Origin of the sequence: Novosphingobium taihuense (assembly GCF_007830315.1) — a bacterium.
Lineage (GTDB): Bacteria > Pseudomonadota > Alphaproteobacteria > Sphingomonadales > Sphingomonadaceae > Novosphingobium > Novosphingobium taihuense.
Genome location: NZ_VLKJ01000006.1, coordinates 27069 through 49633 on the forward strand (window position 1 = coordinate 27069; position 22565 = coordinate 49633).

23 protein-coding genes are annotated in these 22565 nt (G+C 62.3%); 8 read left to right on the forward strand and 15 right to left on the reverse strand.

What is annotated here, in order from left to right; translation table 11 throughout:
- Positions 1-43: 43 nt before the first annotated feature.
- Positions 44-1039, reverse strand: coding sequence for an amidohydrolase family protein (locus IQ25_RS12720; RefSeq protein ID WP_144906402.1), 996 nt, complete (start codon positions 1037-1039; stop codon positions 44-46).
- Positions 1040-1170: 131 nt separating this feature from the next.
- Between IQ25_RS12720 and IQ25_RS12725 the strand changes: the two genes are divergently transcribed.
- Positions 1171-2607 carry an AMP nucleosidase gene (locus tag IQ25_RS12725; RefSeq protein WP_144906404.1) on the forward strand — a complete coding sequence of 479 codons (1437 nt, stop codon included), beginning with the start codon at positions 1171-1173 and terminating at the stop codon, positions 2605-2607.
- A gap of 132 nt (positions 2608-2739) precedes the next feature.
- Here IQ25_RS12725 and IQ25_RS12730 read toward each other — a convergent pair whose 3' ends face one another.
- From IQ25_RS12730 to ffh, 11 genes are all read right to left on the reverse strand, one after another.
- Positions 2740-3216 carry a YbjN domain-containing protein gene (locus tag IQ25_RS12730; RefSeq protein ID WP_144906407.1) on the reverse strand — a complete coding sequence of 159 codons (477 nt, stop codon included), beginning with the start codon at positions 3214-3216 and terminating at the stop codon, positions 2740-2742.
- A gap of 98 nt (positions 3217-3314) precedes the next feature.
- Positions 3315-4070, reverse strand: a complete 756-nt coding sequence (locus IQ25_RS12735) for an alpha/beta fold hydrolase (RefSeq protein ID WP_144906408.1) — start codon at positions 4068-4070, stop codon at positions 3315-3317.
- Between the two features lie 8 nt (positions 4071-4078).
- Positions 4079-5104 (reverse strand): aspartate-semialdehyde dehydrogenase, encoded by a 1026-nt coding sequence (locus tag IQ25_RS12740; protein ID WP_144906411.1) that lies wholly within the window; start codon positions 5102-5104, stop codon positions 4079-4081.
- A gap of 105 nt (positions 5105-5209) precedes the next feature.
- The gene (locus IQ25_RS12745) at positions 5210-7480 is read right to left on the reverse strand and encodes a S9 family peptidase (RefSeq protein WP_144906412.1); all 2271 of its coding nucleotides are present in this window, start codon (positions 7478-7480) and stop codon (positions 5210-5212) included.
- A gap of 150 nt (positions 7481-7630) precedes the next feature.
- Positions 7631-7999: a 50S ribosomal protein L19 gene (rplS, locus tag IQ25_RS12750; RefSeq protein ID WP_011445066.1), complete on the reverse strand. Its 369-nt coding sequence runs from the start codon at positions 7997-7999 to the stop codon at positions 7631-7633.
- 2 nt (positions 8000-8001) lie between these two features.
- Positions 8002-8742 carry a tRNA (guanosine(37)-N1)-methyltransferase TrmD gene (gene trmD, locus IQ25_RS12755; protein ID WP_144906414.1) on the reverse strand — a complete coding sequence of 247 codons (741 nt, stop codon included), beginning with the start codon at positions 8740-8742 and terminating at the stop codon, positions 8002-8004.
- A 367-nt stretch (positions 8743-9109) separates the two neighbouring features.
- The gene (locus tag IQ25_RS12760; RefSeq protein WP_144906416.1) at positions 9110-9484 is read right to left on the reverse strand and encodes a type II toxin-antitoxin system VapC family toxin; all 375 of its coding nucleotides are present in this window, start codon (positions 9482-9484) and stop codon (positions 9110-9112) included.
- The gene (locus IQ25_RS12765; RefSeq protein ID WP_246415775.1) at positions 9481-9840 is read right to left on the reverse strand and encodes an AbrB/MazE/SpoVT family DNA-binding domain-containing protein; all 360 of its coding nucleotides are present in this window, start codon (positions 9838-9840) and stop codon (positions 9481-9483) included. Before IQ25_RS12765 ends, IQ25_RS12760 begins: the two co-directional genes overlap by 4 nt.
- Positions 9841-9870: 30 nt before the next feature.
- The gene (gene rimM, locus IQ25_RS12770) at positions 9871-10356 is read right to left on the reverse strand and encodes a ribosome maturation factor RimM (protein WP_181447243.1); all 486 of its coding nucleotides are present in this window, start codon (positions 10354-10356) and stop codon (positions 9871-9873) included.
- Between the two features lie 2 nt (positions 10357-10358).
- Positions 10359-10787, reverse strand: coding sequence for a 30S ribosomal protein S16 (gene rpsP, locus IQ25_RS12775; RefSeq protein ID WP_144906420.1), 429 nt, complete (start codon positions 10785-10787; stop codon positions 10359-10361).
- Between the two features lie 49 nt (positions 10788-10836).
- The gene (ffh, locus tag IQ25_RS12780) at positions 10837-12312 is read right to left on the reverse strand and encodes a signal recognition particle protein (RefSeq protein ID WP_144906422.1); all 1476 of its coding nucleotides are present in this window, start codon (positions 12310-12312) and stop codon (positions 10837-10839) included.
- A gap of 399 nt (positions 12313-12711) precedes the next feature.
- Between ffh and IQ25_RS12785 the strand changes: the two genes are divergently transcribed.
- The 7 genes from IQ25_RS12785 (at position 12712) to IQ25_RS12815 (ending at position 19167) form a co-directional block, all read left to right on the forward strand.
- Complete coding sequence (locus IQ25_RS12785; RefSeq protein ID WP_246415776.1) at positions 12712-14331, forward strand: putative bifunctional diguanylate cyclase/phosphodiesterase; 1620 nt, start codon at positions 12712-12714, stop codon at positions 14329-14331.
- Positions 14332-14397: 66 nt separating this feature from the next.
- Positions 14398-15207 carry a diaminopimelate epimerase gene (gene dapF / locus IQ25_RS12790; RefSeq protein WP_144906426.1) on the forward strand — a complete coding sequence of 270 codons (810 nt, stop codon included), beginning with the start codon at positions 14398-14400 and terminating at the stop codon, positions 15205-15207.
- A complete protein-coding gene (locus IQ25_RS12795; RefSeq protein ID WP_144906428.1) occupies positions 15204-16382 on the forward strand; it encodes a MiaB/RimO family radical SAM methylthiotransferase in 1179 nt (392 codons plus the stop codon). Before dapF ends, IQ25_RS12795 begins: the two co-directional genes overlap by 4 nt.
- Entirely contained in the window at positions 16379-17305 is a 927-nt protein-coding gene (gene ftsY, locus IQ25_RS12800) for a signal recognition particle-docking protein FtsY (RefSeq protein ID WP_144906430.1), read from the forward strand. The genes IQ25_RS12795 and ftsY overlap by 4 nt, the downstream gene beginning before the upstream one ends.
- 5 nt (positions 17306-17310) lie before the next feature.
- On the forward strand, positions 17311-17973 hold the full coding sequence (locus IQ25_RS12805; RefSeq protein ID WP_407070597.1) for an inner membrane-spanning protein YciB: 663 nt from the start codon (positions 17311-17313) through the stop codon (positions 17971-17973).
- A gap of 137 nt (positions 17974-18110) precedes the next feature.
- Entirely contained in the window at positions 18111-18683 is a 573-nt protein-coding gene (locus IQ25_RS12810; RefSeq protein ID WP_144906435.1) for a urate hydroxylase PuuD, read from the forward strand.
- A gap of 178 nt (positions 18684-18861) precedes the next feature.
- Complete coding sequence (locus IQ25_RS12815) at positions 18862-19167, forward strand: hypothetical protein (RefSeq protein ID WP_144906437.1); 306 nt, start codon at positions 18862-18864, stop codon at positions 19165-19167.
- Positions 19168-19211: 44 nt separating this feature from the next.
- Here the strand turns inward: IQ25_RS12815 and IQ25_RS12820 are convergent, their stop codons facing one another.
- From IQ25_RS12820 to IQ25_RS12830, 3 genes are all read right to left on the reverse strand, one after another.
- Positions 19212-19556, reverse strand: a complete 345-nt coding sequence (locus IQ25_RS12820; RefSeq protein ID WP_220094547.1) for a response regulator — start codon at positions 19554-19556, stop codon at positions 19212-19214.
- Positions 19556-20512, reverse strand: a complete 957-nt coding sequence (locus IQ25_RS12825; RefSeq protein WP_144906441.1) for a sensor histidine kinase — start codon at positions 20510-20512, stop codon at positions 19556-19558. Before IQ25_RS12825 ends, IQ25_RS12820 begins: the two co-directional genes overlap by 1 nt.
- Before the next feature lie 105 nt (positions 20513-20617).
- Positions 20618-22564 (reverse strand): potassium transporter Kup, encoded by a 1947-nt coding sequence (locus IQ25_RS12830; protein ID WP_181447244.1) that lies wholly within the window; start codon positions 22562-22564, stop codon positions 20618-20620.
- Between the last annotated feature and the right edge of the window lies 1 nt (position 22565).

The following is a 22565-nucleotide window of genomic DNA, read 5'->3' on the forward strand; positions in this document are numbered from 1 at the left end:
AAGGATTGGGGGCAGCCTTCCGGGCCGCCCCCTTTTTTGCGCGCTACTTCGCTGGATCCAGCCGAAGGAAGCGCGCTGCGTTGTTGTACAGGATATCTCGCTTCTGCTCCGGGCTGAGGTAATCCGCGTTCTGGATCAGCGCGATGGAATAGGCCATCAGCCCCGGCCAGGCGAGCTGGTCGGTTCCATACATCACGCGGTCACCAAAACCGGCATCGACCAGCCTTGCGATGTAGCGGTTCACTTCCTTGCGCGGATAGCTCCAGATCAGGCCGGCAACATCCACGTAAACATGGCTGTTGGCCTGCAGAAGCGTGAGCATGTTGTCGATCATCGGATAGCCTGCGTGCATCACCTGCACCCGCAACTTCGGATGTCTGGCCAGCAATTCCTCAAGCAGCAGCGGGTTGCCCATTGATCCACGGTATGTCGGCATGGCCACATTCGCCCGACCGGATCCGCCAGTCCCCATGTGAATCGCCACTGGAATGTCGAGCTTTTCGGCAAGCGCAAAGTACTGGTCGACGCGCATGTCAGACGGCGAAACGCCCTCATACTGCAAGCCGATCTCACCCATCACCTTGAAGCCGTCTTTCGTGAAGGCCACTTCAAGCATCCTCAGCTGTTTTGCAGCATCAGTCCCTTCGATCCGGCCGAACGCAGTTCCCGGAATCACGCGATCGGGCGCGGCTGCGTGCCACTTCTTCACCGCCTCGACATCGCCGAACACGACACCGCGCACGTTCAGACGCTCCATTTCCGCCAGCACCGCCTTCATGTACTCCCCCTTCGGCGCGGGATAGAGCTTTGGCGAACACTCTTCCTTTGACCAACCGAACGGAGCTTCCGGACCATTCTTGGGATCAGAGGCTTCGAAGCGTGCCTGATTAGGGCAGACGGGGACAGCCCACGGCGCATCGGCCATCGCATGCATGTGAACGTCGATGATCGGGGAAGGCGATGCAGACGTATTCTGCGCCGCAGCCTCCCCTGCTCCCAACAGCGAAACAATCGCAAGCGACACCAAACCAGGACGCATCTCTAACACTCCACCTGCCATGACAGCGTTATCAAGCGAACATGTCGACCATTCAAGTTCCAGTTCCTTTGTTGCAGTGTTCGACCAGCGGCGTCTTTGCAGTGACACTCCGCCGCGCTACATCTGTTCCGATGGCTACAACCGAAACGATCCTCGCCGAACTTTCCCGTCTTTATGACACCGCCGTTGCCCAGCTACGCGAAGACATCGCGGTCTATGCCAACACCGGTACCATCCCTTCGATCAACAAGCGCCACGATGGCAGCTACTGCTATCCCGAACTGCGCATCAGGCTGGAAAACGATCCGGACAGCGAATCGACCGGCCGCGCCTTCGGACGGCTGACGCAGCGTGGCGACTATGCCTGCACGGTCACCCGCCCCACCCTTTTCGCCGATTACCTGGCGGAGCAGATCGAACTGATCCGCTCGTCCTACAACGTGCGCATCGAAGTCGGCCGGTCACGGCAGGAGATACCCTTCCCCTATGTGCTCGACGGAGCCTACGGCGCGCAGATCGGCCGCGTCAGTCCGCCGGAACTGGCCAAGCACTTCCCCGCGACCGATCTTGCCCATATCGGCGACGAGATTGCCGATGGCGAATACAACGTCGGCGACGGTCCGCTGCCGCTCTCGCTGTTCGACGGGTTGCGCACCGACTTCAGCCTCGCCCGCCTTGCCCACTATACCGGCACGCGGATCGAGGATTTCCAGCGCTATATCCTCTTCACCAACTACCATCGCTATGTTGACGAGTTCGTCGACTGGGCGGGTATGCAGATCGATGGCGAGAGCTACGTCGCTCTGACGGGTGCCGGAGGCCTCAGCCTCGATGCACGGACCGAGAATGCCCGTGCTCGCCTTTCGGACACGGCTTGGCGGCGGCACCAGATGCCGGCCTATCACCTCGTCGCGCCGGACAAGTCGGGCATCACGCTGGTCAACATCGGCGTCGGCCCGTCCAATGCCAAGACGATCTGCGACCACCTCGCGGTGCTCCGCCCCGAGGCCTGGTTGATGATCGGCCATTGCGGCGGCCTTCGTCCCACCCAGAAGATCGGCGACTACGTGCTCGCCCACGCATACCTGCGCGATGACCACGTGCTCGATCCGGTTCTGCCACCTGAGATCCCCATTCCCGCGATCGCCGAAGTGCAGGTCGCGCTTCAGAAGGCAGCCGAACTCGTCTCGGGCGAAGGCGGTACAGATCTCAAGAAGCGCATGCGCACCGGCACCATCGTCACCACCGACGACCGCAACTGGGAACTGCGCTACAGCCACTCTGCCCGCCGCCTCTCGCTCAGCCGTGCAGTCGGCATCGACATGGAAAGCGCGACGATCGCCGCCCAAGGCTATCGCTTCCGCGTGCCCTACGGGACGCTGTTGTGCGTATCGGACAAGCCCCTGCACGGCGAGATAAAGCTGCCGGGACAGGCCAACCGCTTCTACGAGGAAGCCATCGCCGCGCACCTTGCCATCGGCACGACCGCTTGTGACCTGCTCCGCCGCGAAGGCGCCCGACTCCACAGCCGCAAGCTGCGCGCGTTCAACGAACCGCCGTTCCGATGATGCTGATGCGGCGGCGGCAACAAACCGCCGTTCCGCTAACCTCAAAAGAAAAGGCAACCCGAAGCAGCTAGCCCTGCTCGCGGATTGCCCAGGTTGCGTTCCCTGCGCCCGGGGTGGCCGGGGCGGGCTCCGTTACTTGAAAACTTCGGTGCCGAGCGTGTCCATGGCGCTGCGGAACATGTCGACCGCATTGGAGAAAACCTCGAAATCGATGCCTTTCCCAGTCACCACGTCCCACGTCATCATCACGCTCTCTTCCTTGCCCAGCGAAACCGAGGCGAAGCGGGTGTTGCGGTTGAAGCGCACGGCATCTTCTGCAGTAAACTTCTTCTCCGGCGTGAAATTGGCAACGAACTGCAGCGACTGACAGCCGTCGTGAGTCTTCTCGTTGCATTCGTAGAACAGTAGCGCCGCCTGCCACCCGCCGATCTCGGTGTTGATCAAGGGATCGCCGTTGGCATCCTTGGCAAGTTCTGCGGTATAGCCGAGGTTCTTGAGCGCTTCGGCAACGCTATCCGGCTTTATAGCCGATACGGTCGTCGCAGCATTGGCAGCAGCGGGGACCAGAACGCCTGCCAACATCGCGGCAAGCAGCTTCCTTGAAATCATTGCATCCTCAATCCCGAGAGAGCTCTTGTCGGCCCGTTCGTTATTGAGCGAAGCTGCCACCAATGCCTGAGGTCGGCAAGGGGGTCTCGTCGCCTTTTTCAGCCCCGCAGGAAAGCGACAAGCTCGCGCCCCATTTCAGGACGCGTCACGCAGCTCATGTGCGTGCCGGGAATGAACGTCAGCACGGCATCGGACAAAACCTCGGCCAGCCGTTCGGCCGAACCGTTGTCGTTGTCCTGATCGCCGCACAGCACCTGCGTCGGCATGGTGATCGCGGCAAGCTCTGCGGGATCGGTATCGGCCATCGTCCCCAGCAGCAGGCGCGCCGCCACGCGATCGACACCCATGGTCTTGAGGAACTGTTGCGAGAAATAGGCAGGATCGTCGCGCTTGATCGTGCCGAAGCGGTCGATCACGTCGAGGAAGAAGTCCTGCCGCCGCGCCCAGCCGGCAAGGCCCTCAAGGCCCATGCCCGAGAGCACAAGCCTGCGCGGTCGCATCCCGGCAATCACCGCACGCGCCGACGTGCGCGAGCCGAGCGAGAATCCAACGAGGTCGAAATCCGTGAGTCCAAGATGCGCAACCAGCGATTCCAGATCGCGCACCAGCACGTCTTGCGGATACGCGCCTGGATCGTGCGGCGCGGCGCTCTGACCATGCACCCGTAGGTCCGGCATCAGGCATTCGAACCCTGCCTCGGCCAGTTGCGCTGCCGTGCCGAACTTGATCCAGTTGACCTCGGCGGAGGAAAAAAGCCCATGCAGCAGCACCACCGGCCTTCCCTGCCCCAGCCGGTGCAGCGCCAGTTGCGCGTCGCCAAATCCAGGGAAGAACTCGGTGGTGACTGTCGTCATGAAATGGCTCAGCCTTTCTTGAGGTGGCGACGGCCGAGCAGTTCGGCGATCTGTACCGCATTGAGGGCCGCACCCTTGCGCAGGTTGTCAGACACGCACCACAGCGAAAGGCCGCTGTCGACGGTCGGATCTTCACGCACGCGCGAAACGAAGGTGGCATAATCGCCCACGCATTCGACCGGGGTCACGTATCCGCCGTCTTCGCGCTTGTCGATCAGCATCACGCCGGGCGCTTCGCGCAGGATATCCTGGGCCTGCTCGGCGCTGATTTCGTCCTCGAACTCGATGTTGACGGCCTCGGAGTGCCCGACGAACACCGGTACGCGCACGCAGGTCGCGGTCAGCTTGATCTTGGGGTCGAGGATCTTCTTGGTCTCGGCGACCATCTTCCACTCTTCCTTGGTGGAACCGTCGTCGAGGAACACGTCGATGTGCGGGATCACGTTGAATGCGATCTGCTTGGTGAACTTCTTCGGCTCCTTCGGATCACCGACGAAGATCGCGCGGCTCTGCTCGAACAGCTCGTCCATGCCTTCCTTGCCCGCGCCGGAAACCGACTGGTAGGTGGCGACGACGACGCGCTTGATCTTCGCGGCATCGTGAAGCGGCTTGAGCGCCACGACCAATTGCGCGGTCGAGCAGTTGGGGTTCGCGATGATGTTCTTCTTGGTATAGCCGTCGATCGCGTCAGGGTTCACTTCAGGCACGATCAGCGGCACGTCCGGGTCCATGCGGTAGAGCGACGAGTTGTCGATCACCACGCAGCCCGCAGCAGCCGCACGGGGCGCATGGATCGCCGTCGGGCCGGAACCTGCTGCAAACAATGCCATGTCCCAACCGGTGAAGTCGAAGTTCTCGATGTTGTGGACCTTGAGCTTCCGGCCGCTCTCGCCGAAATCGATTTCGGTGCCCTGCGAGCGCGGCGAGGCGACTGCCGCGATCTCGTCGCAGGGAAACTCGCGCTCGGCCAGAATGTTGAGCATCTCCCGGCCCACATTCCCCGTCGCGCCGACCACTACAACCCGGTAACCCATTTCCATTCCCTTCCTGCGGCCCGCCCCTCAACTGCGGACGGACCGTTCCCTAGCGGCTGGTTCCGACCAGCCAAGTGTTTTGGGCTTTAGGCCCATGAAGTGAGGCTACTTGCCACTCCCTGCGCCATTACGGTCAAGAAAGCGGAAAATCGTCTCGTACAAATGCTGGCTAACCTTCGGCCCGCTGATGCGGTGGGTGTAGCCGGGATAAAGCATCATCTCGAACGGCACCGCTTCGGCCTGCATCTTGGCGATGATCGCGCTGGCGTTCTCGAACACCACATTATCGTCGGCCATGCCGTGGATGATCAGCAGAGGGTCGCTGATCTTGCCTGTCTCGGCCAAGGCGTTCGACTTTTCATAGACCTGCGGCAACTTGTTCGGATCGCCAAGATAACGCTCGGTATAAGTCGTGTCGTACATCTGCCACTTGGTCACCGGTGCCACGGCAATGCCCGCCGCATAGGCGCCCGGATTGGCCTCGAGCATCTTGATCGACATGTAGCCGCCATAGGACCAGCCGAACGTGCTGATCTTGTCGGCATCGACGAACGACTGCTTCTTGAGCCACAAGGCGCCTGCCAACTGGTCCTCGACCTCTACCGAGCCCATTGCGTGATGGAGCGCTGAGGCGAACTTCACGCCACGAGTGTCCGAGCCGCGATTGTCGATCGCGAAGTAGATGTAGCCCTTGTCGACGATCGCCTGCGCCAGAGCGCCCTGGAAGCCCTTGCTCACCACCTGCGCAGTCGGCCCGCCATAGTGATAAGTGAACACGGGATACTTCTTGCCCGGCTCCAGTGGCGGGGTGATCATCATGTAGTGCAGCGGCGTCCCGTCCGCAGCCGGGATCGTGCCGAACTGCGCCGGGCGATGGCTGGCAAGGTAGGGTGCATAAGGGTGCGAGCCAGCGACCTTGTTTTCCTCGATCCACGCCAGCCGCTTGCCGGTGGTGTCCGCGATATATGACTGCGACGGCTGCGCATCGGACGAGCGCGTGATCATCAGCGTTTGCCCGCTCTTGTCCATGCTCGCGCCGTTGACCCAGCCGAGTTCTGTCAGTCGCGTCAGCTTGCCCGGCGCCCTCAGATCCATCGCATAGACCTGCTGTGCCAGAACGTCGTCCTTGGTGCCGGTGAGGTAGAGCTTGCCGCCTTTCTCGTCGACGCCGACAAGGCCGGTCACCACCCAGTCGCCCTTGGTCAACTGGCTCCACTTGCCCTTGTTGAAACGGTAGAGGTGCCCGAAGCCATCACGCTGGGACCACCAGACAAGGCTGCCGTCCGAAAGGAAGCGATAGCTGTCCGAGAGGTCGATCCAGTGCTTGTCCGCCGCCTTCTCGCTGAACAGCACGCTCGACTTGCCGGTCATGGGATCGACCTTGAGCATGTCGAGCATGGTCTGCTCGCGGTTCATGCGCTGGACGTAGAGCGTCTTGCCATCGGGCGCCCAGTCGACACGGGCGAGGTAGATGTCCTTGTTCGCGCCAAGGTCGACCTGCACCCGGCTCGATCCGTCCGGCGCCATCACATAGAGCGAGACTTCGGCATTGGGTGTGCCCGCTGCCGGATAGCGCTGGTCGAAGGTCTTGGTGCCTTCCGCACCGATGGCCGCGCGGGTGACCACGCCGACCATGCTTTCGTCAAAGCGCTCCACCGCAATGCGGCTTTCATCCGGCGACCACCAGAAACCGTTGAAGCGGTTCATTTCCTCTTGGGCAACGAACTCCGCCTCACCCCAATGGACGTCGGCATTTGCCTCCTCCGGCGTGATTGCCTGCGCCGCCGCACCCGTCACGGGCCCTGCCCACAAGCGGCGGTCACGCACGAAAGCGATATGCTCGCCCTTGGGCCCGAGCTTCGGCGTCAGTTCGCCGCCCTTGGTGCCCTCAACCTTGCGCACCGAGCCGTCGAGACCCGCGAGCAGCAGGTCGCCGTCCACCGGCACCAGCACCGACTTGCTGTCCGCACTCCACTCGTACGACACGATGCCCTTGAGATCGCCGATGCGCTGGCGCTCGCGCTGCATCTTCTCGGCTTCGCTCAACTGGCGACCGGAGGAGAGCTTGAGCGAATCCACCAGCATCTTCCACTCGCCGGTCTGGCGATCAAAGCCCCAGAGATCATAGCGCTCGCGGTCGTCGGCGCGGTTGCGCAACAGCGTCAGGTAGCGGCCATCGGGCGAAAGCTTAACCGCGCGAGGCGCCGGACCATTCAGGCTCGGGCTGGCGAACACGCGCTCGAACGTCAGACTCGTCGCTTGAGCTTGGGCATCAGCAGGCGCGGCAGTGGTCATCGGTGATCCCTGTTGGGCAAGCGCGGGCGCGGCGATGAAGGTCGAAAGCGCGCAGGCGGCGAGCAGGCGAAAATGACGCATGGGTTTTCGGTATCCTCTGGCCCGGATTGTTGCGGGGCATGTTTGCGATGCGCCTAGGTGGCCCGAAATGGTTGCGTATGAAAGCAGAAAAGGCGCCCTGGCTCTGAGCCAGGACGCCTTTCTAACACGTTAGCCGTGTCGCGGCGTTGCTCAGGCCTTGGTGACCTTACGCTCAGCAATACGCGCCGATTTGCCGGTGCGGCCACGAAGATAGTAGAGCTTCGCACGACGCACGACACCACGGCGCACCACGGTAATCGAATCGATGTTGGGCGAGTAGAGCGGGAACACGCGCTCCACGCCTTCGCCGAACGAGATCTTGCGAACGGTGAAGTTCGAGCCGAGGCCACGGTTCGAACGCGCGATGCACACGCCTTCGTAGGCCTGGACGCGGGTACGCTCGCCTTCGACGACGCGCACGCCGACGCGGACGGTGTCGCCTGCGCGGAAGTCCGGAATTTCCTTCTTCGCCTTGAATTCGGCGATGGCTTCAGCTTCAAGCTGCTGAATCAGGTTCATTTTCAATCGTCCTGCACTTCACGCTGCGCGCCAGAGGCAGACTGGACCCGAACGCCGATGTGGCGCTCCCAAAGGTCCGGCCTGCGTAACCGTGTATCGATCTCGGACTGTGACTTGCGCCACGCCGCGATCTTCGCATGATCCCCCGATCGCAGCACTTCAGGGATCGTGCGCCCTTCCCACTCAGCAGGTCGGGTGTAGTGCGGGTATTCAAGGAGGCCGTTCTCGAACGACTCCTCATGCCCGCTAGAAGCCGCGCCCATTACGCCGGGAAGCAGCCGAATGCAAGCGTCGAGCAGCATCAGCGCGGCACATTCCCCGCCCGAAAGCACGATGTCGCCGACCGAGACTTCCTCGACCTCTCTCCCCGCGAAAATCCGCTCGTCAAAACCCTCGAACCGGCCGCACATGACGATCACCCCCGGCCCCTCGGCAAGCTCCCGAACGCGCTCCTGCGTCAGCGGCTTGCCGCGTGGCGTCATGGCGATCACCGGGCAGCCGGGATGCGCTTCCCGCGCATGGTCGATAGCTTTGGAAAGCACATCCACCCGCAACACCATCCCCGCCCCGCCGCCTGCCGGCGTGTCGTCGACGGTCTTGTGCCTGTCGATAGCAAAGTCCCGAATCTGCACCGCATCCATCGCCCACGTCCCCTCCCGCAACGCGCGCCCGGCAAGGCTGACGCCCAGCGGGCCGGGGAACATTTCTGGATAGAGCGTGAGAACTGTGGCGGCGAAGGTCATTGAGCCTCATTTCGTGGCTTTAGCCAACGGCGAGCGAGATAGCGCCCCAAAAACGGACCGGCAATCAGACTGCAGAAAAGCGCTCCCCAACGGAGAGCATCCATGAACAACCCGCCAAGCTCGCCGGTACACTCTAACTGTTGAGTTCCATTTGCAGCGATGCATGCCGCGGTTCGAATCTGATCTGCCCGTATTGACCAAGCTGGATAGGAAGCCATCAGCACCGGGCAAACGAGCATGAATTGCCAAGGCCGACGTAGCCAGCCAGCGCCAACAAGTAGCCGACATGCTCCCGCAACCGGTAACGCGAGAACGCACGTCGCAAACACTGGTGGCAGAAGTAGCAGGACGACAAGAAACAGTTCCATCAAACCGTCCAGTTCTCAACCACCAACCCCGGCACATCCCGGAAGTCCGCTTCGTTGTCCGTCACCACGATCAACCCGTGCGACAGTGCATGCGCCGCGATCAGCCGGTCATAGCTCGCGCGCTTGAACGGGAGTTCTGCATAAGCCTGCGCCGCCTTGAAATCGAAGTCCAGCACCGGCACTTCCTCCACGAACGCCCTAAGCTGCTCGGTCGCAGGTGGCTTTTCGTTCGCCGATCCAAAGGCGACCTCGGCGTAACAGATCGCCGACGTCACCATCTCTCCCGCCTCGCATTGCGAAGCACGAGCATAGACGCCCGGATCCTGATTCATGACCAGCGCGATGATGATGTTGCTGTCGAGCAGGTACTTCACCGCTCGTCCTTTGAAGGGTCACGACTGCGCAGCGGGCGGTCTTCGAAGACCCGATCCTCGCGCCGGATCGGCTTGAGGCTCGTCGCAGAGCCCGCAACCTTGGCAATGTTGAACATCCGCTTGGGCTGCTCGATCGGCTCGTAGGACAGGAACTGCCCATCCTCGACCAAAAGGTCCATCTCCATTCCGGCGGAAAGCTTGGTACCAGCCGGGATGCGGACGGCCAGCGAATTGCCTGACCTGAACACTTTGGTGCGATGACGCTGCTTCTCGATGGTTTTCAGCCAAGGGGCAGAACCAAACACCCGCATGTTGAATTTCTTGCGTTCTTCGCGGACCTTGTCGTCTTCCGCCATCACGGCCTCCGTATATACGCGATGTATATACTACTCGACCCAAGCAGCCTCAATAACAATCCGCTCGTCGGTCCATTCCGGAACCGCTTGCGGCTTCATCGGCACCATGAAGGTCTTGCCGTCGGCCTTGCGGATCTCGATCACGTCGCCCGCGCCGAAGTTCTCGACGCCGACGCATTCGCCAAGCGCCTCGCCCTCGGTCGATACTGCAGGCAGGCCCAGCAGGTCGGCGTGGTAGTATTCGCCCTCGGCCAGTGGCGGGAGCGAGGAGCGGGGCACCGTCAATGCCGTGCCGCGCAGCTTTTCTGCTGCCGTGCGGTCCGCCACTTCGACGAAGCGGGCAATTGCGCCGCCCTTGCCGTCATCGCGCATCGCCGTGACGGTCAGCGCAGAATCGTTGAAGGCGCGGTAGCGCTTCAACGCGCCCGCGCCTTCACCGAACAGCTTCAAGCGGACCTCGCCCGCCACTCCATGCGCGCCGATGATGGCGGCGAGCGTGACGGGCCGGTCGCGCAAGATCAGGCTTCCGTCTGCTCTTCAGCAGCTGCTTCGACAGCCGGAGCTTCTTCAGCCGGAGCAGCCGATGCAGCAGCAGCAGCTTCAGCGGCTTCACGAGCCTTCTCGGCCTTTTCTTCGGCGCGCTCCTGCGCCTTCTTGCCGGGGACGCCAGCCTTCGGGTTCAGGGTAGCCTTGCGCTCCTTGATGCCGGCCTTGTCGAGCATGCGGGCAACGCGGTCGGTCGGCTGAGCGCCAACGCCGAGCCAGTAGCGCACGCGGTCTTCGACCAGACGGACGCGGTTTTCATCGTCCTTGGCCAGCAGCGGGTTGTAGGTGCCGACCTGCTCCAGGTACTTGCCGTCGCGCGGGGCGCGGCTGTTGGAGACGACGACCTTGTAGTACGGGCGCTTCTTCGAGCCACCACGCGAAAGACGAAGAGAAACAGACATTTGATCAACCTTTCAGCGAAATTGTATTAATCGGTAAACTTCAGGAAATTCAGCGCTTCTTGAGCAGGTCACCAAGGTTGCCGGGGAGCCCCCCGGAACCGAGGCCGGGCAATCCGCCCCCGCCCATTCCGCCAAGACCACCGGGCCCCATTTGCTGGTCGAGCCCCGGCATGGCGGCACCAAGGCCACCCTTGCCGAACAGCGCGCCCAGCCCCTTGAGGCCGCCCATCTTCTTGATCTGCTTCATGGCCTTGGCCATTTCCTGATGCATCTTCAGAAGCTTGTTGACGTCCTGCACTTGCGTGCCAGAGCCCTTGGCCACGCGGATCTTGCGCTTGGCGTTGAGCAGTTCGGGCTTCTCGCGCTCCTTGGGCGTCATCGAACCGATGATCGCGTCCATGCGCAGGAGCACCTTGTCGTCCATGCCGGACTGCGCCATCGCCGCCTTGGCCTTCTTCATGCCGGGCATCATGCCCGCCAGAACGCCAAGACCGCCCATGTTCTGCATCTGACGCAGTTGGGTGCGAAGGTCGTTCATGTCGAACTGCCCCTTCGACATGCGCTGCGCCAGTTTTTCGGCATCTTCGGCGTCAATCGTCGCCGCCGCCTTCTCGACGATGGAGACGATGTCGCCCATGCCGAGGATACGGCCCGCCACGCGTTCCGGGTGGAACGGTTCGATCGCGTCGAGCTTTTCCCCGGTGCCCGCAAACTTGATCGGCTTACCGGTGACCGCGCGCATCGACAGCGCCGCACCGCCGCGTGCATCGCCATCCATGCGGGTCAGCACGACGCCGGTCAGATCGACCTCGCCCGAGAACGACTGCGCAACGTTGACCGCGTCCTGACCCGTCAGCGAGTCAACGACAAGCAGCGTTTCGCGCGGGACCGAGACGGCAGCCACGGCCTTCATCTCGTCCATCAGCGACTGGTCGACGTGGAGACGGCCTGCTGTGTCGAGCAGGAGCACGTCGACAGCCTGCAGCTTGGCGGCATTCACCGCGCGCGTCGCAATGTCGACCGGCATCTGGCCTGCGATGATAGGCAGCGTGGCAACGCCGGCCTGTTCACCCAGAACCTTGAGCTGCTCCTGCGCTGCCGGACGATTGACGTCCAGCGAGGCCATCAGGACCTTCTTGCCCTGCTTCTCTTTCAGCAGCCTGGCGATCTTGGCAGTGCTGGTGGTCTTGCCCGAACCCTGCAGGCCGACCATCATGATCACGACCGGGGGCGCGGCATTCAGGTCAAGCTCGGCGGTGCCGCCGCCAAGCATCTCGACCAGCGCATCGTTGACAATCTTGACGACCTGTTGGCCGGGCGTGACCGACTTCAGGACCGACTGGCCGACAGCCTGCTCGGAAACCGAATCGATGAAACGGCGGACGACAGGCAACGCAACGTCTGCCTCGAGCAGCGCGATGCGCACTTCGCGCATGGCCGCAAGGACGTCTTCTTCACGCAGCGCGCCGCGGCCGCGCAGGCGGTCAAAGACGCCTCCAAGCCGGTCTGACAGACTATCGAACACGCGTCGTTCCCATCACCATTCCCTTGATCGAAAGCCATTTTCGCGTAACGCGAAAAACGCCGGTGGGCGAAACCTCGCCGACCAGCGTGTGGCATCCTGAACAGGGGCCGTTGTCGAATCCGCAAGACGCAAAGGCGCTTGCAGGTGCGGCCCTTAGCCTCGCCTGCGCCTGAAGGCAAGCGGCTTAGCCCGATACAATGCGGGACGGCGCCGCCAAGCTGTCAGCACGGCAAGGGATTAAGCACGACCTTAACCAAAACTTCAGGACGTTCCCTTACCTCTAGCTGCGTAGGGCCAAGGGCTTGTCCGGGAGGGACCGGCTCGCGGCGCGGAGGAAGGCGAAGCAGGGGTATGGCGACAGCGCCGCTAAACGCAGGACCGACTGGTCCGGGGCCGCTTATGAGCGAAGGTGCGGATCCGTCCGGCCAGCGCAATACGCAAGATTTTGTCGGACTTGGCATCATCATTGCCTCTGTCCTGCTGTTCGTTGCCAACGGTTCGTCCGTGCTTCACGATTTTCTGCAAGCACTTGCCACGGGCAGCCGCCCGCAGGAACCGATGCTCGGCACCGCTCTGATCCTCAACATCGCGTTGCTGTTGTTTGGCTGGCGTCGCTACGTCGATCTGACGCGCGAGGTCGACCAGCGTCGCGAGGCCGAGGAGACTGCCCACAAGCTCGCCCACACGGATCCACTGACCGGCTGCCTGAACCGCCGCAGCATCGGCCCCGCCTTGCAGGACATGATCCAGACCGCCCGGACTACCGGGCACGAAGTCGTGGCGATGATGATGGACCTCGACAACTTCAAGCGCTCGAACGACGTTCATGGCCATCAGGCAGGAGACGCCGTACTGCTCCACACCGCTGAGCGTATCCGCGCGATCCTGCCAGAACGCTCGATCATGGCGCGGCTCGGCGGAGACGAGTTCGCCTTTGCCGCGATCTATGATCCCGACCATGCCGAAGCGATCGATCGACTGATGATCCGGCTTAACGCCTCGATCGCTCGCCCGGTCGATGTCGACGGCATGTCGCTTGAAGTCACCGCGTCGATCGGCCTTGCCACTACCACGCCCGGCGATCAGGCGATCCTTGCCGAGACGCTGCTGCACCGCGCCGACCTCGCCATGTACCAGGCCAAGAAAGCCGGACGGAACCGCTATTGCTGGTTCGAACAGAACATGGAAAGCGAACTGCGATTCCGCAGCGAACTTGAACGCGGCATCCGTGAGGGAATTCCTCGGGGCGAATTCGTGCCCTACTACGAAAAGCAGATCGATCTCGACACCGGCGAGCTGGCAGGCTTCGAAATGCTGGCCCGCTGGAAGAGCCCGAAGCATGGCCTGCTCAGCCCCGAACTGTTCATCCCGATTGCCGAAGAGATCGGCCTGATTTCGGAACTTTCGGAGAATCTGATCCGTCAGGCCCTGCGCGATGCACGCGAATGGGACCCGCGACTGACGCTGTCAGTCAACATCTCGCCGCTGCAGCTCCGCGATCCCTGGTTCGCGCAGAAGCTGCTCAAGCTGCTGGTCGAAGCCAATTTCCCACCGCACCGGCTCGACATCGAGATTACCGAGACCTGCCTGCACGAGAACATCGGCGTCGTCCGCACGCTGATCACAAGCCTCAAGAACCAGGGCATTCGCATCAGTCTCGACGATTTCGGCACCGGCTACTCGAGCCTTGCACAGCTGCGCACCCTGCCTTTCGACCAGATCAAGATCGACCGCTTCTTCGTGTCGAACCTCGGCAAGAACAAGGACAGCGCGACGATCATCGAGGCCATCTCCTCTCTCGGCAGAGGCATGGACCTGCCGATAACGGCCGAGGGAATCGAGACGCCAGAGGTTCTCGACGAGTTGCGCAAGTTCGGCTCGTTCAAGGGACAGGGCTTCCTCTATGGCCAGCCTGCCGATGCTGACGCGGTGCGCGCTCTGCTGGCCGATCGTGAAATGCTCCCATCGGCGCCGGAAGTCGAAGCAGCGGACGAGACACCCCGCTCGGCCACGGCCTGATCCGCTCTGCGCCTGAATTGGCTCAATGCATTGCCATGATGCGCGCGAATCCCTAAGTCGCGCGCCATGCGCATTCCCTTCCGCAAGATGCACGGCCTCGGCAACGATTTCGTCGTGATCGACGCCCGCGAGGCGCCGGTTCCCATGACCACGCGGCGCGCCGCGGCGCTGGCTGACCGCCGCACCGGGATCGGCTGCGACCAGTTGATCGTGCTCGAACCTTCGGACGTGGCCGATGTGCGGATGCGGATCTTCAACAATGACGGCAGCGAAGTCGAGGCCTGTGGCAATGCCAGCAGGGCTGTCGGACTTCTCCTTGGCGGAACGCAGAGCATCGAGACGCTGGGTGGGCTTATCCGCTCCGAGGCAGGCGCAGACGGGGTGTCGGTCGACATGGGTTCGCCCCGCTTCGACTGGCAAGAGATCCCCCTGAGTTATGCCATGGATACCCTGGAGTTGCCGGTTGGCTGGGAAGAGTTGGAGAATCCCGTCGGCGTGAATGTGGGGAACCCTCACGCGGTGTTTTTCGTGCCCGATGCCGATGCCGTGGAGCTGGAGCGATTGGGACCAATTATCGAGAATGACCCGGTTTTTCCCGAACGCGTGAACGTCAATGTCGCCAGCTTGGTCGGCCCGGATCACCTCAAACTGCGGGTCTGGGAGCGCGGTGCGGGCCTGACGCGGGCGTGCGGCACCGGCGCCTGTGCCACGGCAGTCGCGGCCATGCGCCGCAAGCTGACCGGCCGCAAGGTGCGGGTCGATCTGCCCGGCGGACCGCTGACGATTGCCTGGCCAGAAGGCGGCACCATCGAGATGACCGGCCCTGCTGCGCTGAGCTTTGAAGGATCGTTCGAGGACGCCGACTTCCCGGCATGAGCGGCGGAATCGTCTCTCTGGGTTGCCGCCTCAACATTGCGGAGAGCGAGGCGATACGCGGGTTTCTCGCAGATGGCCCGCCAACGGTGGTGGTCAATTCCTGCGCCGTGACGGCAGAAGCCGTGCGCCAATCGCGCCGTGCGGTACGGCGGCTGCGGCGAGAGAATCCCGAGGCGCGTCTGGTTGTCACGGGATGCGCCGCGACAATCGAGCAGGATGCCTTTGCCGCGATGGCTGAGGTCGACGCGGTCGTGCTCAATGCCGACAAGCTTAAGCCTGCGGCTTGGCTAACCCACGGAAGCGGAGTCCTGCCTTCACGTTCTGAACCGAGCAGACACACCCGCGCTTTCATACCGGTGCAGAATGGGTGTGATCATGCCTGCACGTTCTGCATCATCCCGCAGGGTCGCGGGCAAAGCGTGTCACTTCCGATAGCAGAGGTGATCGATGCCATCGCGCGCCATGAGGGCGTGGGCGAAGTCGTGCTTACAGGCGTTGACGTCACCTCGTGGGGAGCGGACCTGCCGGGCGAGCCGCGCCTTGGCGATCTGGTCGGCGCGATCCTCGAAGCCTTCCCCGCCCTGCCCCGCCTGCGCCTGTCCTCGCTCGACGGGGTGGAGATCGATCCGCTGCTGTTCGATCTTATCACCAACGAGCCCCGGATCATGCCGCACGTTCATCTTTCGCTGCAATCGGGCAGTGACATGGTCCTCAAGCGGATGAAGCGGCGGCATTCGCGCGATCAGGCCATCGTGCTGGTGCAGGCGATGAAGGCGCTCCGGCCGGAGATCGCCATCGGTGCCGACCTCATCGCCGGGTTCCCCACCGAAACGCCGGAGATGCACGCAGACAATGTCTCGATCGTGCGCGAGTGCGGCATCGTCCATGGCCACGTGTTTCCCTATTCCCCCCGCCCCGGCACGCCAGCGGCGCGAATGCCGCAGGTCGATCCCGTCATCGTGCGGGAGCGGGCCGCCGAAGTCCGTGCCGCCGTGGCCGAAGAACGCGCCCGCTGGTTCGCGTCGTTGCTCGGGCATCCGGCACAGGTCCTTGCCGAGCGCGACGGAACCGGCCATGCGGGACACTTTGCAAGCTATCGCGTTCCGCAAGGCACCCCGGTGGGCAGCCTCGTCACGGTGACGCCGACCAAGATCGTTGAAGGAATACTGGAATGAGTGGCGAAAGCTGGTCCGATCGAATCCTCGGGGGCTTCCGCAAGACGTCCGAGCGGCTAGCCGAGAACCTCGGCGGCATCGTCGGTGCCTCGCGCCTGACCGATGCGCAGCTTGACGACATCGAGGATGCGCTGATCCTTTCGGATCTCGGCCCGCGCGCCGCAGGGCGCATCCGCGAGCGGCTGAAAGGCGCACGGTTCGAGAACGGCGTTGACGAGCAGGGCCTTAAGGAAGCTGTCGCCGAAGAGATCGCCGCGATCCTTCGTCCTGTAGCCAAGCCGCTGGAGATCGTCGCCTTCCCGCGCCCGCAGGTGATCCTCGTGATCGGCGTCAACGGTTCGGGCAAGACCACGACCATCGCAAAACTGGCCCACCTGTTCCAGGAACAGGACTATGGTGTGATGCTGGCAGCTGGTGATACCTTCCGCGCCGCCGCCATCGGCCAGCTCAAGGTCTGGGCCGAGCGGCTCGGCGTTCCGATCGTAACCGGGCCCGAAGGCGGCGATCCTGCGGCCATCGTGTTCGATGCGGTGAAGACTGCCACGGACACCGGCATTGACACGCTGATCGTCGACACTGCGGGTCGCCTGCAGAACAAGCGCGAGCTGATGGACGAACTGGCCAAAGTGCGCCGCGTGCTTGGTCGTCTCAACCCCGAGGCGCCGCACGACGTTGTGCTGGTGCTCGATGCCACCAACGGACAGAATGCCTTGCAGCAGATCGAGATCTTCAAGGAAGTGGCGGGCGTGACCGGGCTTATCATGACCAAGCTGGATGGCACCGCGCGCGGCGGCGTTCTGGTCGCGGCAGCAGAGCAGTATGGTCTGCCGATCCATGCCATTGGCGTGGGCGAAAAGATCGACGATCTGCGACCCTTCGACCCCGACCTTGTCGCCAAGGTCATCGCGGGAGTGTTCCGGTGAGCGAAATCCAGAAGAAGCCCGAGACGAAACCAAAATCCTCCTGGGTAAACCTGCTGGTGGACTACGGTCCGCTGCTCGTGTTCTTCCTCGCCTATCGTTATTACAAGCGCGATGGCGGCGATGCCGGGCTTGCCGAAGTGGTGGCGGTGACCAAGGGCACGGCAGCATTCATGGTGGCGACTGTCGTGGCGCTGATCGTCTCGAAGCTTCGCCTTGGCAAGATCTCGCCGATGCTCTGGCTGTCGACGGTGCTGATCCTCGGCTTCGGGACGCTGACCGTGCTGCTTGGCGATCCTTTCTGGATCCAGGTCAAGCCAACGGCGATCTACCTGCTGTTTGCCGCTGTCCTGTTTGCCGGCCTAGCACGAGGCAAGGCGATGCTGCGCTATCTGCTGGAAGCCGCGTTCGACGGGCTGGACGAGCAGGGCTGGCTCAAGCTTTCGCGCAATTGGGCGTTCTTTTTCCTGTTCCTGGCCGCTCTCAACGAGGTGCTGCGCTACTTCTTCAATACCGCCAACGGCAATTTCGAGATCTGGCTTCAGGCCAAGCTTTGGGGCGTCACCACGCTGTCCTTCCTGTTCACCTTCGCACAGATACCGATGCTGATGAAGCACGGGCTTGCGGTCGGAGCTGAAACCGACGTCGAGCAGAACCCGCCGCACGATTGAACGCCCTGCCGGCGCGAACACTCTGCCTACCCCTATTTTCGTGTGACATTTGCATCACAGCGCCTAATATGCGCGGCAACCGTGGGGGCATGGTCGTGCCCTCGCCATACGACGGTTGCACCATAGGGGGAAAAATCATGGCCAAGTTCTTTGGCAATCTTCATCTCGTACTTGTCGTCGGCCTCGTCGCTGCCGTTGCAGTGATGCTGGGCTATGGCGCATCCGCTCCGGTAGATACCAATTCGGTGTTCCGCTGGCTTCACGCGTTCTTCGGCATCCTCTGGATCGGCCTGCTCTATTACCTGAACTTCGTGCAGGTTCCGACCATGCCCAAGATCCCTGCCGAACAGAAGGGCGCGATCACCGGGCACATCGCTCCGAAGGTGTTCTTCTTCTTCCGCTACGCTGCGCTGCTGACCGTAGTGACCGGCCTCGTGATCGCGTTCGTCAATGGTTACGGCCACACCGCACTGACCTTCTCGGGCGAAGGTTCGGTCAACATGATCGGCCTTGGCATGTGGCTGGCGCTGATCATGGCGTTCAACGTGTGGTTCATCATCTGGCCGGCCCAGAAGAAGATCCTCGGAATCGTCGAAGCCTCGGCCGAAGAGAAGGCCGCTGCCGCTCCGCGCGCGCTTGCCGCCAGCCGCACCAACCTGCTGCTTTCGCTGCCGATGCTCTATTGCATGGTGAGCGCAAACCTCGGCTGATCCAGGCGATCAAACGAACCTGGAAAGGGCGTGGCGTCTGTTGTCGCTGCGCCCTTTTTCTTTCGCCCCACCCGCCGTGAGACGCTTATTTTCTGCCGCGGGATAACAAAGCGCTTTCATGCGTTACCGCTTGAGCCCGCTCTGCGGGCACAACACGATAAGGGGAGTTTTCCACCACATGCGCAAATTCACGCTTTTCGCCGCGGCTGCGGCCACGGCGCTTACGCTTTCGGCCTGTTCTGAAAAGACGCAGGATGCTGCAGCTACGACCGCAGAATCGGCAGGCAACGACGTCGCGAACGCGGCGGACAAGGCCGCCGCTGCCACCGACGAACTCGGCGACAAGGCGGCAGCAGCCGTGGATGACGCCGCAGCCAAGACTGACGAAATGGCCGACAAGGCTGCGGCCAAAACCAAGCAGGAAGCGGCTGAAGCCGAGGCCAGCCTGCACAACGAATCCGTCGCAGAAGCCAAGAAGGACTGATGCGACGATAGCCGGGGCGGCACTGCCGCTCCGGCAATTCCTCCTTAGAACAAGGCGGAAAGCTTCTCGATCAGATTGGCCGAGATGTATGGCTTCCCCAGGATCGGCCGATCCGCAAACGGCGCCTCGACCGAGCCATAGCCGGTGGCGATCACGAACGGTATGCCACGCTCTGCCAGCGCTTCGGCCAGCGGCGTTCCCGGCTCGCCCGCAAGGTTCCAATCGAGCACTGCGGCATCAATGCCACCTTGTGCGATGACGGTCAGACCTTCAGCGACACGCCCGACAGGCCCGAGCGGCACTGCCCCGTTGTCTTCCAGTGTATCGCAAAGCATGGCCGCGACGATGAATTCGTCTTCGACCACCAGAATGCGCTTGCCATCAATCATCATGCCATCCTGTCCTGTGGAACCGCGATCTGGCACCGCAATCCCTTGGAATCGTAGTCGAGCTTAACACGTCCGCCGAGCTGACGTGGCACCGCTTCTGTCAAAAGACGGGAACCAAAGCCCTTACGCGATGGCGGTATGACCTCAGGTCCGCCGCTCTCTACCCAATCAATCTCGATCATGCCGTCCTGCTGCGCGGTCCAATGCACCGAAACGCGTCCAGAAAGGCCGGATAGCGCCCCGTATTTCATGGCATTGGTAGCAAGCTCGTGAAGCACCATGACCAGCGAAACCGTGGCGCCTGCGGGCATGAGCACGTCTGGCCCGGCGATGTCGACACGCATGTCGTCCGGGCCGCAGATCAGCAGACCCTGTCGGACGATTTCGATGAGCCGCGCACCTGCCCAATTTGTCCGGCTCAACGCATCGTGAGCACCGGACAGGGCCGAGAGCCGGTTGGTGAAGGTCGAGACTTTCCGTTCGGGAGATTCAGCGCCGCGGAAGGTCTGATGCGCCATCGCCTGTACCACCATCAGGGTGTTCTTGACCCGATGGTTGAGTTCGCCGACGAGAAGTTCGAGCTGTTCTTCCAGTTCCTTGCGTTGGGTAATGTCGATGCCGGTGGATTGCGCGACCGACCAGGCTCCCGTGGCGTCAAACTCGAGCGCATGGTTGCGCCAGAGCATCCAGCGCGTACCGTTCGCCGCTTCGAACCTGTTCTCGATGGTGAGTTCTGGCTGGTCCGGCGTAAGATGCCTCAGCATCTCGCGCACATGCTCCTGATCTTCGCCGGTAACGAAATCCCACAGGTTACGTCCGGTCAGGTCCTGGGGTTCGCGCTCCAGCGTGCGGGCATACGCGCGGTTGACGAACAGGATCGTCCCGTCCGCCCTGAACCGGCAAACCGTTTCCAGCTGTGCATCGAGAATTTCGCGCAACAGCGCGCTATCGGACATTCGTGCGCCCCTGTTGGCCCGAATTGATGAACGCTAATGGATTTCTGCCAGAAATCCAAGAGGCTGCAGGCAAAAGCGCGATAAACCGAATTTGTACCCGAGCAATCAGATCTTCAATTGGCTGCCCAGTTCGACAACGCGGTTGGTTGGCAGGCGGAAGAACTCCATCGCGCTGGCGGCATTGCGCAACATCCACGCAAACAGCTTTTCCCGCCACAGCGCCATGCCCGGCTTGTCCGACGGGATGAGCGTTTGGCGTGAGAGGAAGAAGCTGGTCTTCATCATGTTGAACGGCTCGCCGCACATGCTCACGCCCTGAAGCGCGGCAGGCACGTCAGTCTCCTCCAGGAAGCCGAAACGCAATGTCAGGCGATAGAAGCCGTTGCCGAAATCCTTCACCGAATAGCGCTCTTCGGGATCGACGTAAGGCACGTCCTCAATCGAGACCGTCAGGATCACCACGCGTTCGTGCAGGACCTTGTTGTGCTTGATGTTGTGCAGCAGCGCCGAGGGGACGCCTGCTGCGGTCGAGGCCATGAAGATTGCCGTTCCCGACACGCGAGCGGCACTGGAGTGGGCGGACTTGGTAAAGACCTCAAGCGGGATGGTGCCTTCGGCCATGTTCTCCCGCATCAGTGCGCGACCGCGCGACCACGTGGTGAGCAGGGTGAAGATCGCCACGCCCATGACCAGCGGCACCCAGCCGCCATCAGGGATCTTGGTCATGTTTGCGCCAAGGTAGGCCCCATCGATCGCGAAGAACAGCGCGAGCATGGCTATCGCCGCTGGCCCCTTCCACTGCCACAGCTTGAACAGCACCACCGCGAGCAGGAAGTTGTCGATCAGCATCGCACCCGTCACCGCGATGCCATAGGCGGCCGTAAGGTTCGACGAGCGCTGGAACACCAATACCAGCAGGATCACCGCGATCATCAGCGCCCAGTTGATCACCGGGATGTAGATCTGGCCCGCCGCGGTCGAGGTGTGCTTGATCGTCATGCGCGGGATGAAGCCAAGCTGGATGGCCTGCTGCGTCACGGAAAACGCGCCGGAAATCACTGCCTGCGAGGCGATGACCGCCGCGCAAGAGGCGATGAACAGCAGCGGCCACTGGAACCACTCAGGCGCCAGGTAATAGAACGGGCTCTCGAGCGCGGCCGGGTTGCGGATGAGTAGCGAGGCCTGACCGAGGTAATTTAGCACAAGCGCGGGCAGGACGAAGGCCAGCCACGATATGCGGATGGGGCTGCGGCCGAAATGGCCCATGTCGGCATAGAGCGCCTCTGCACCCGTCACCGCCAGCACGGCCGCCCCCATCGCCAGAAAACCACGATACGGGTCGGCCAGGAACATAGTCACGGCATGATGCGGGCTCAAAGCGGAGATCACTTGCGGATACTGCGCGATGCTGAGCGCACCCAGTACGGCGATCGTGCCGAAATAGACCAGCATGATCGGGCCGAAGAAGGCTGCGACCTTCTCGGTGCCGCGGCTCTGGATGAAGAACAGGCCGATGAGGATGCCGACGACGAGCGGTACGATCAACGGATGCATGTCAGGGCGGTAAACCGCGACACCTTCGATTGCGCCCATGACCGAAACCGCCGGGGTGATCATGGAATCGCCGTAGAACAGCGCGGTCGCAAACACGCCGAGCAGGATGATGCCCTTGCCCCAGCGCTTGCCATCGGTGTGCTGGTTGATAAGCGCCAACAGTGCGAGGCTGCCGCCCTCGCCCTTATTGTCCGCGCGCATTATGACCGAGACGTACTTGAACGTCACGATGATCATCATCGACCAGAACATCAGGCTGATGATGCCGTAGATGTGCAGCAGGTCGAGCGGGAGCTTGTGGTGCCCGGCGAATGTATCGCGCAAGGCGTAGAGCGGGCTCGTACCGATATCGCCGAAGACGACGCCGATCGCGCCGACCGCGAGCTTCATCAGCGGACCGTGCGAGTGTCCTCCATGGGCATGGCCTGCCGGATGGGCAACCGAATGCACAGGCGCGGGTGCGCTGGTAGGTTCCGCATCGCTAACGGCATCACTCATG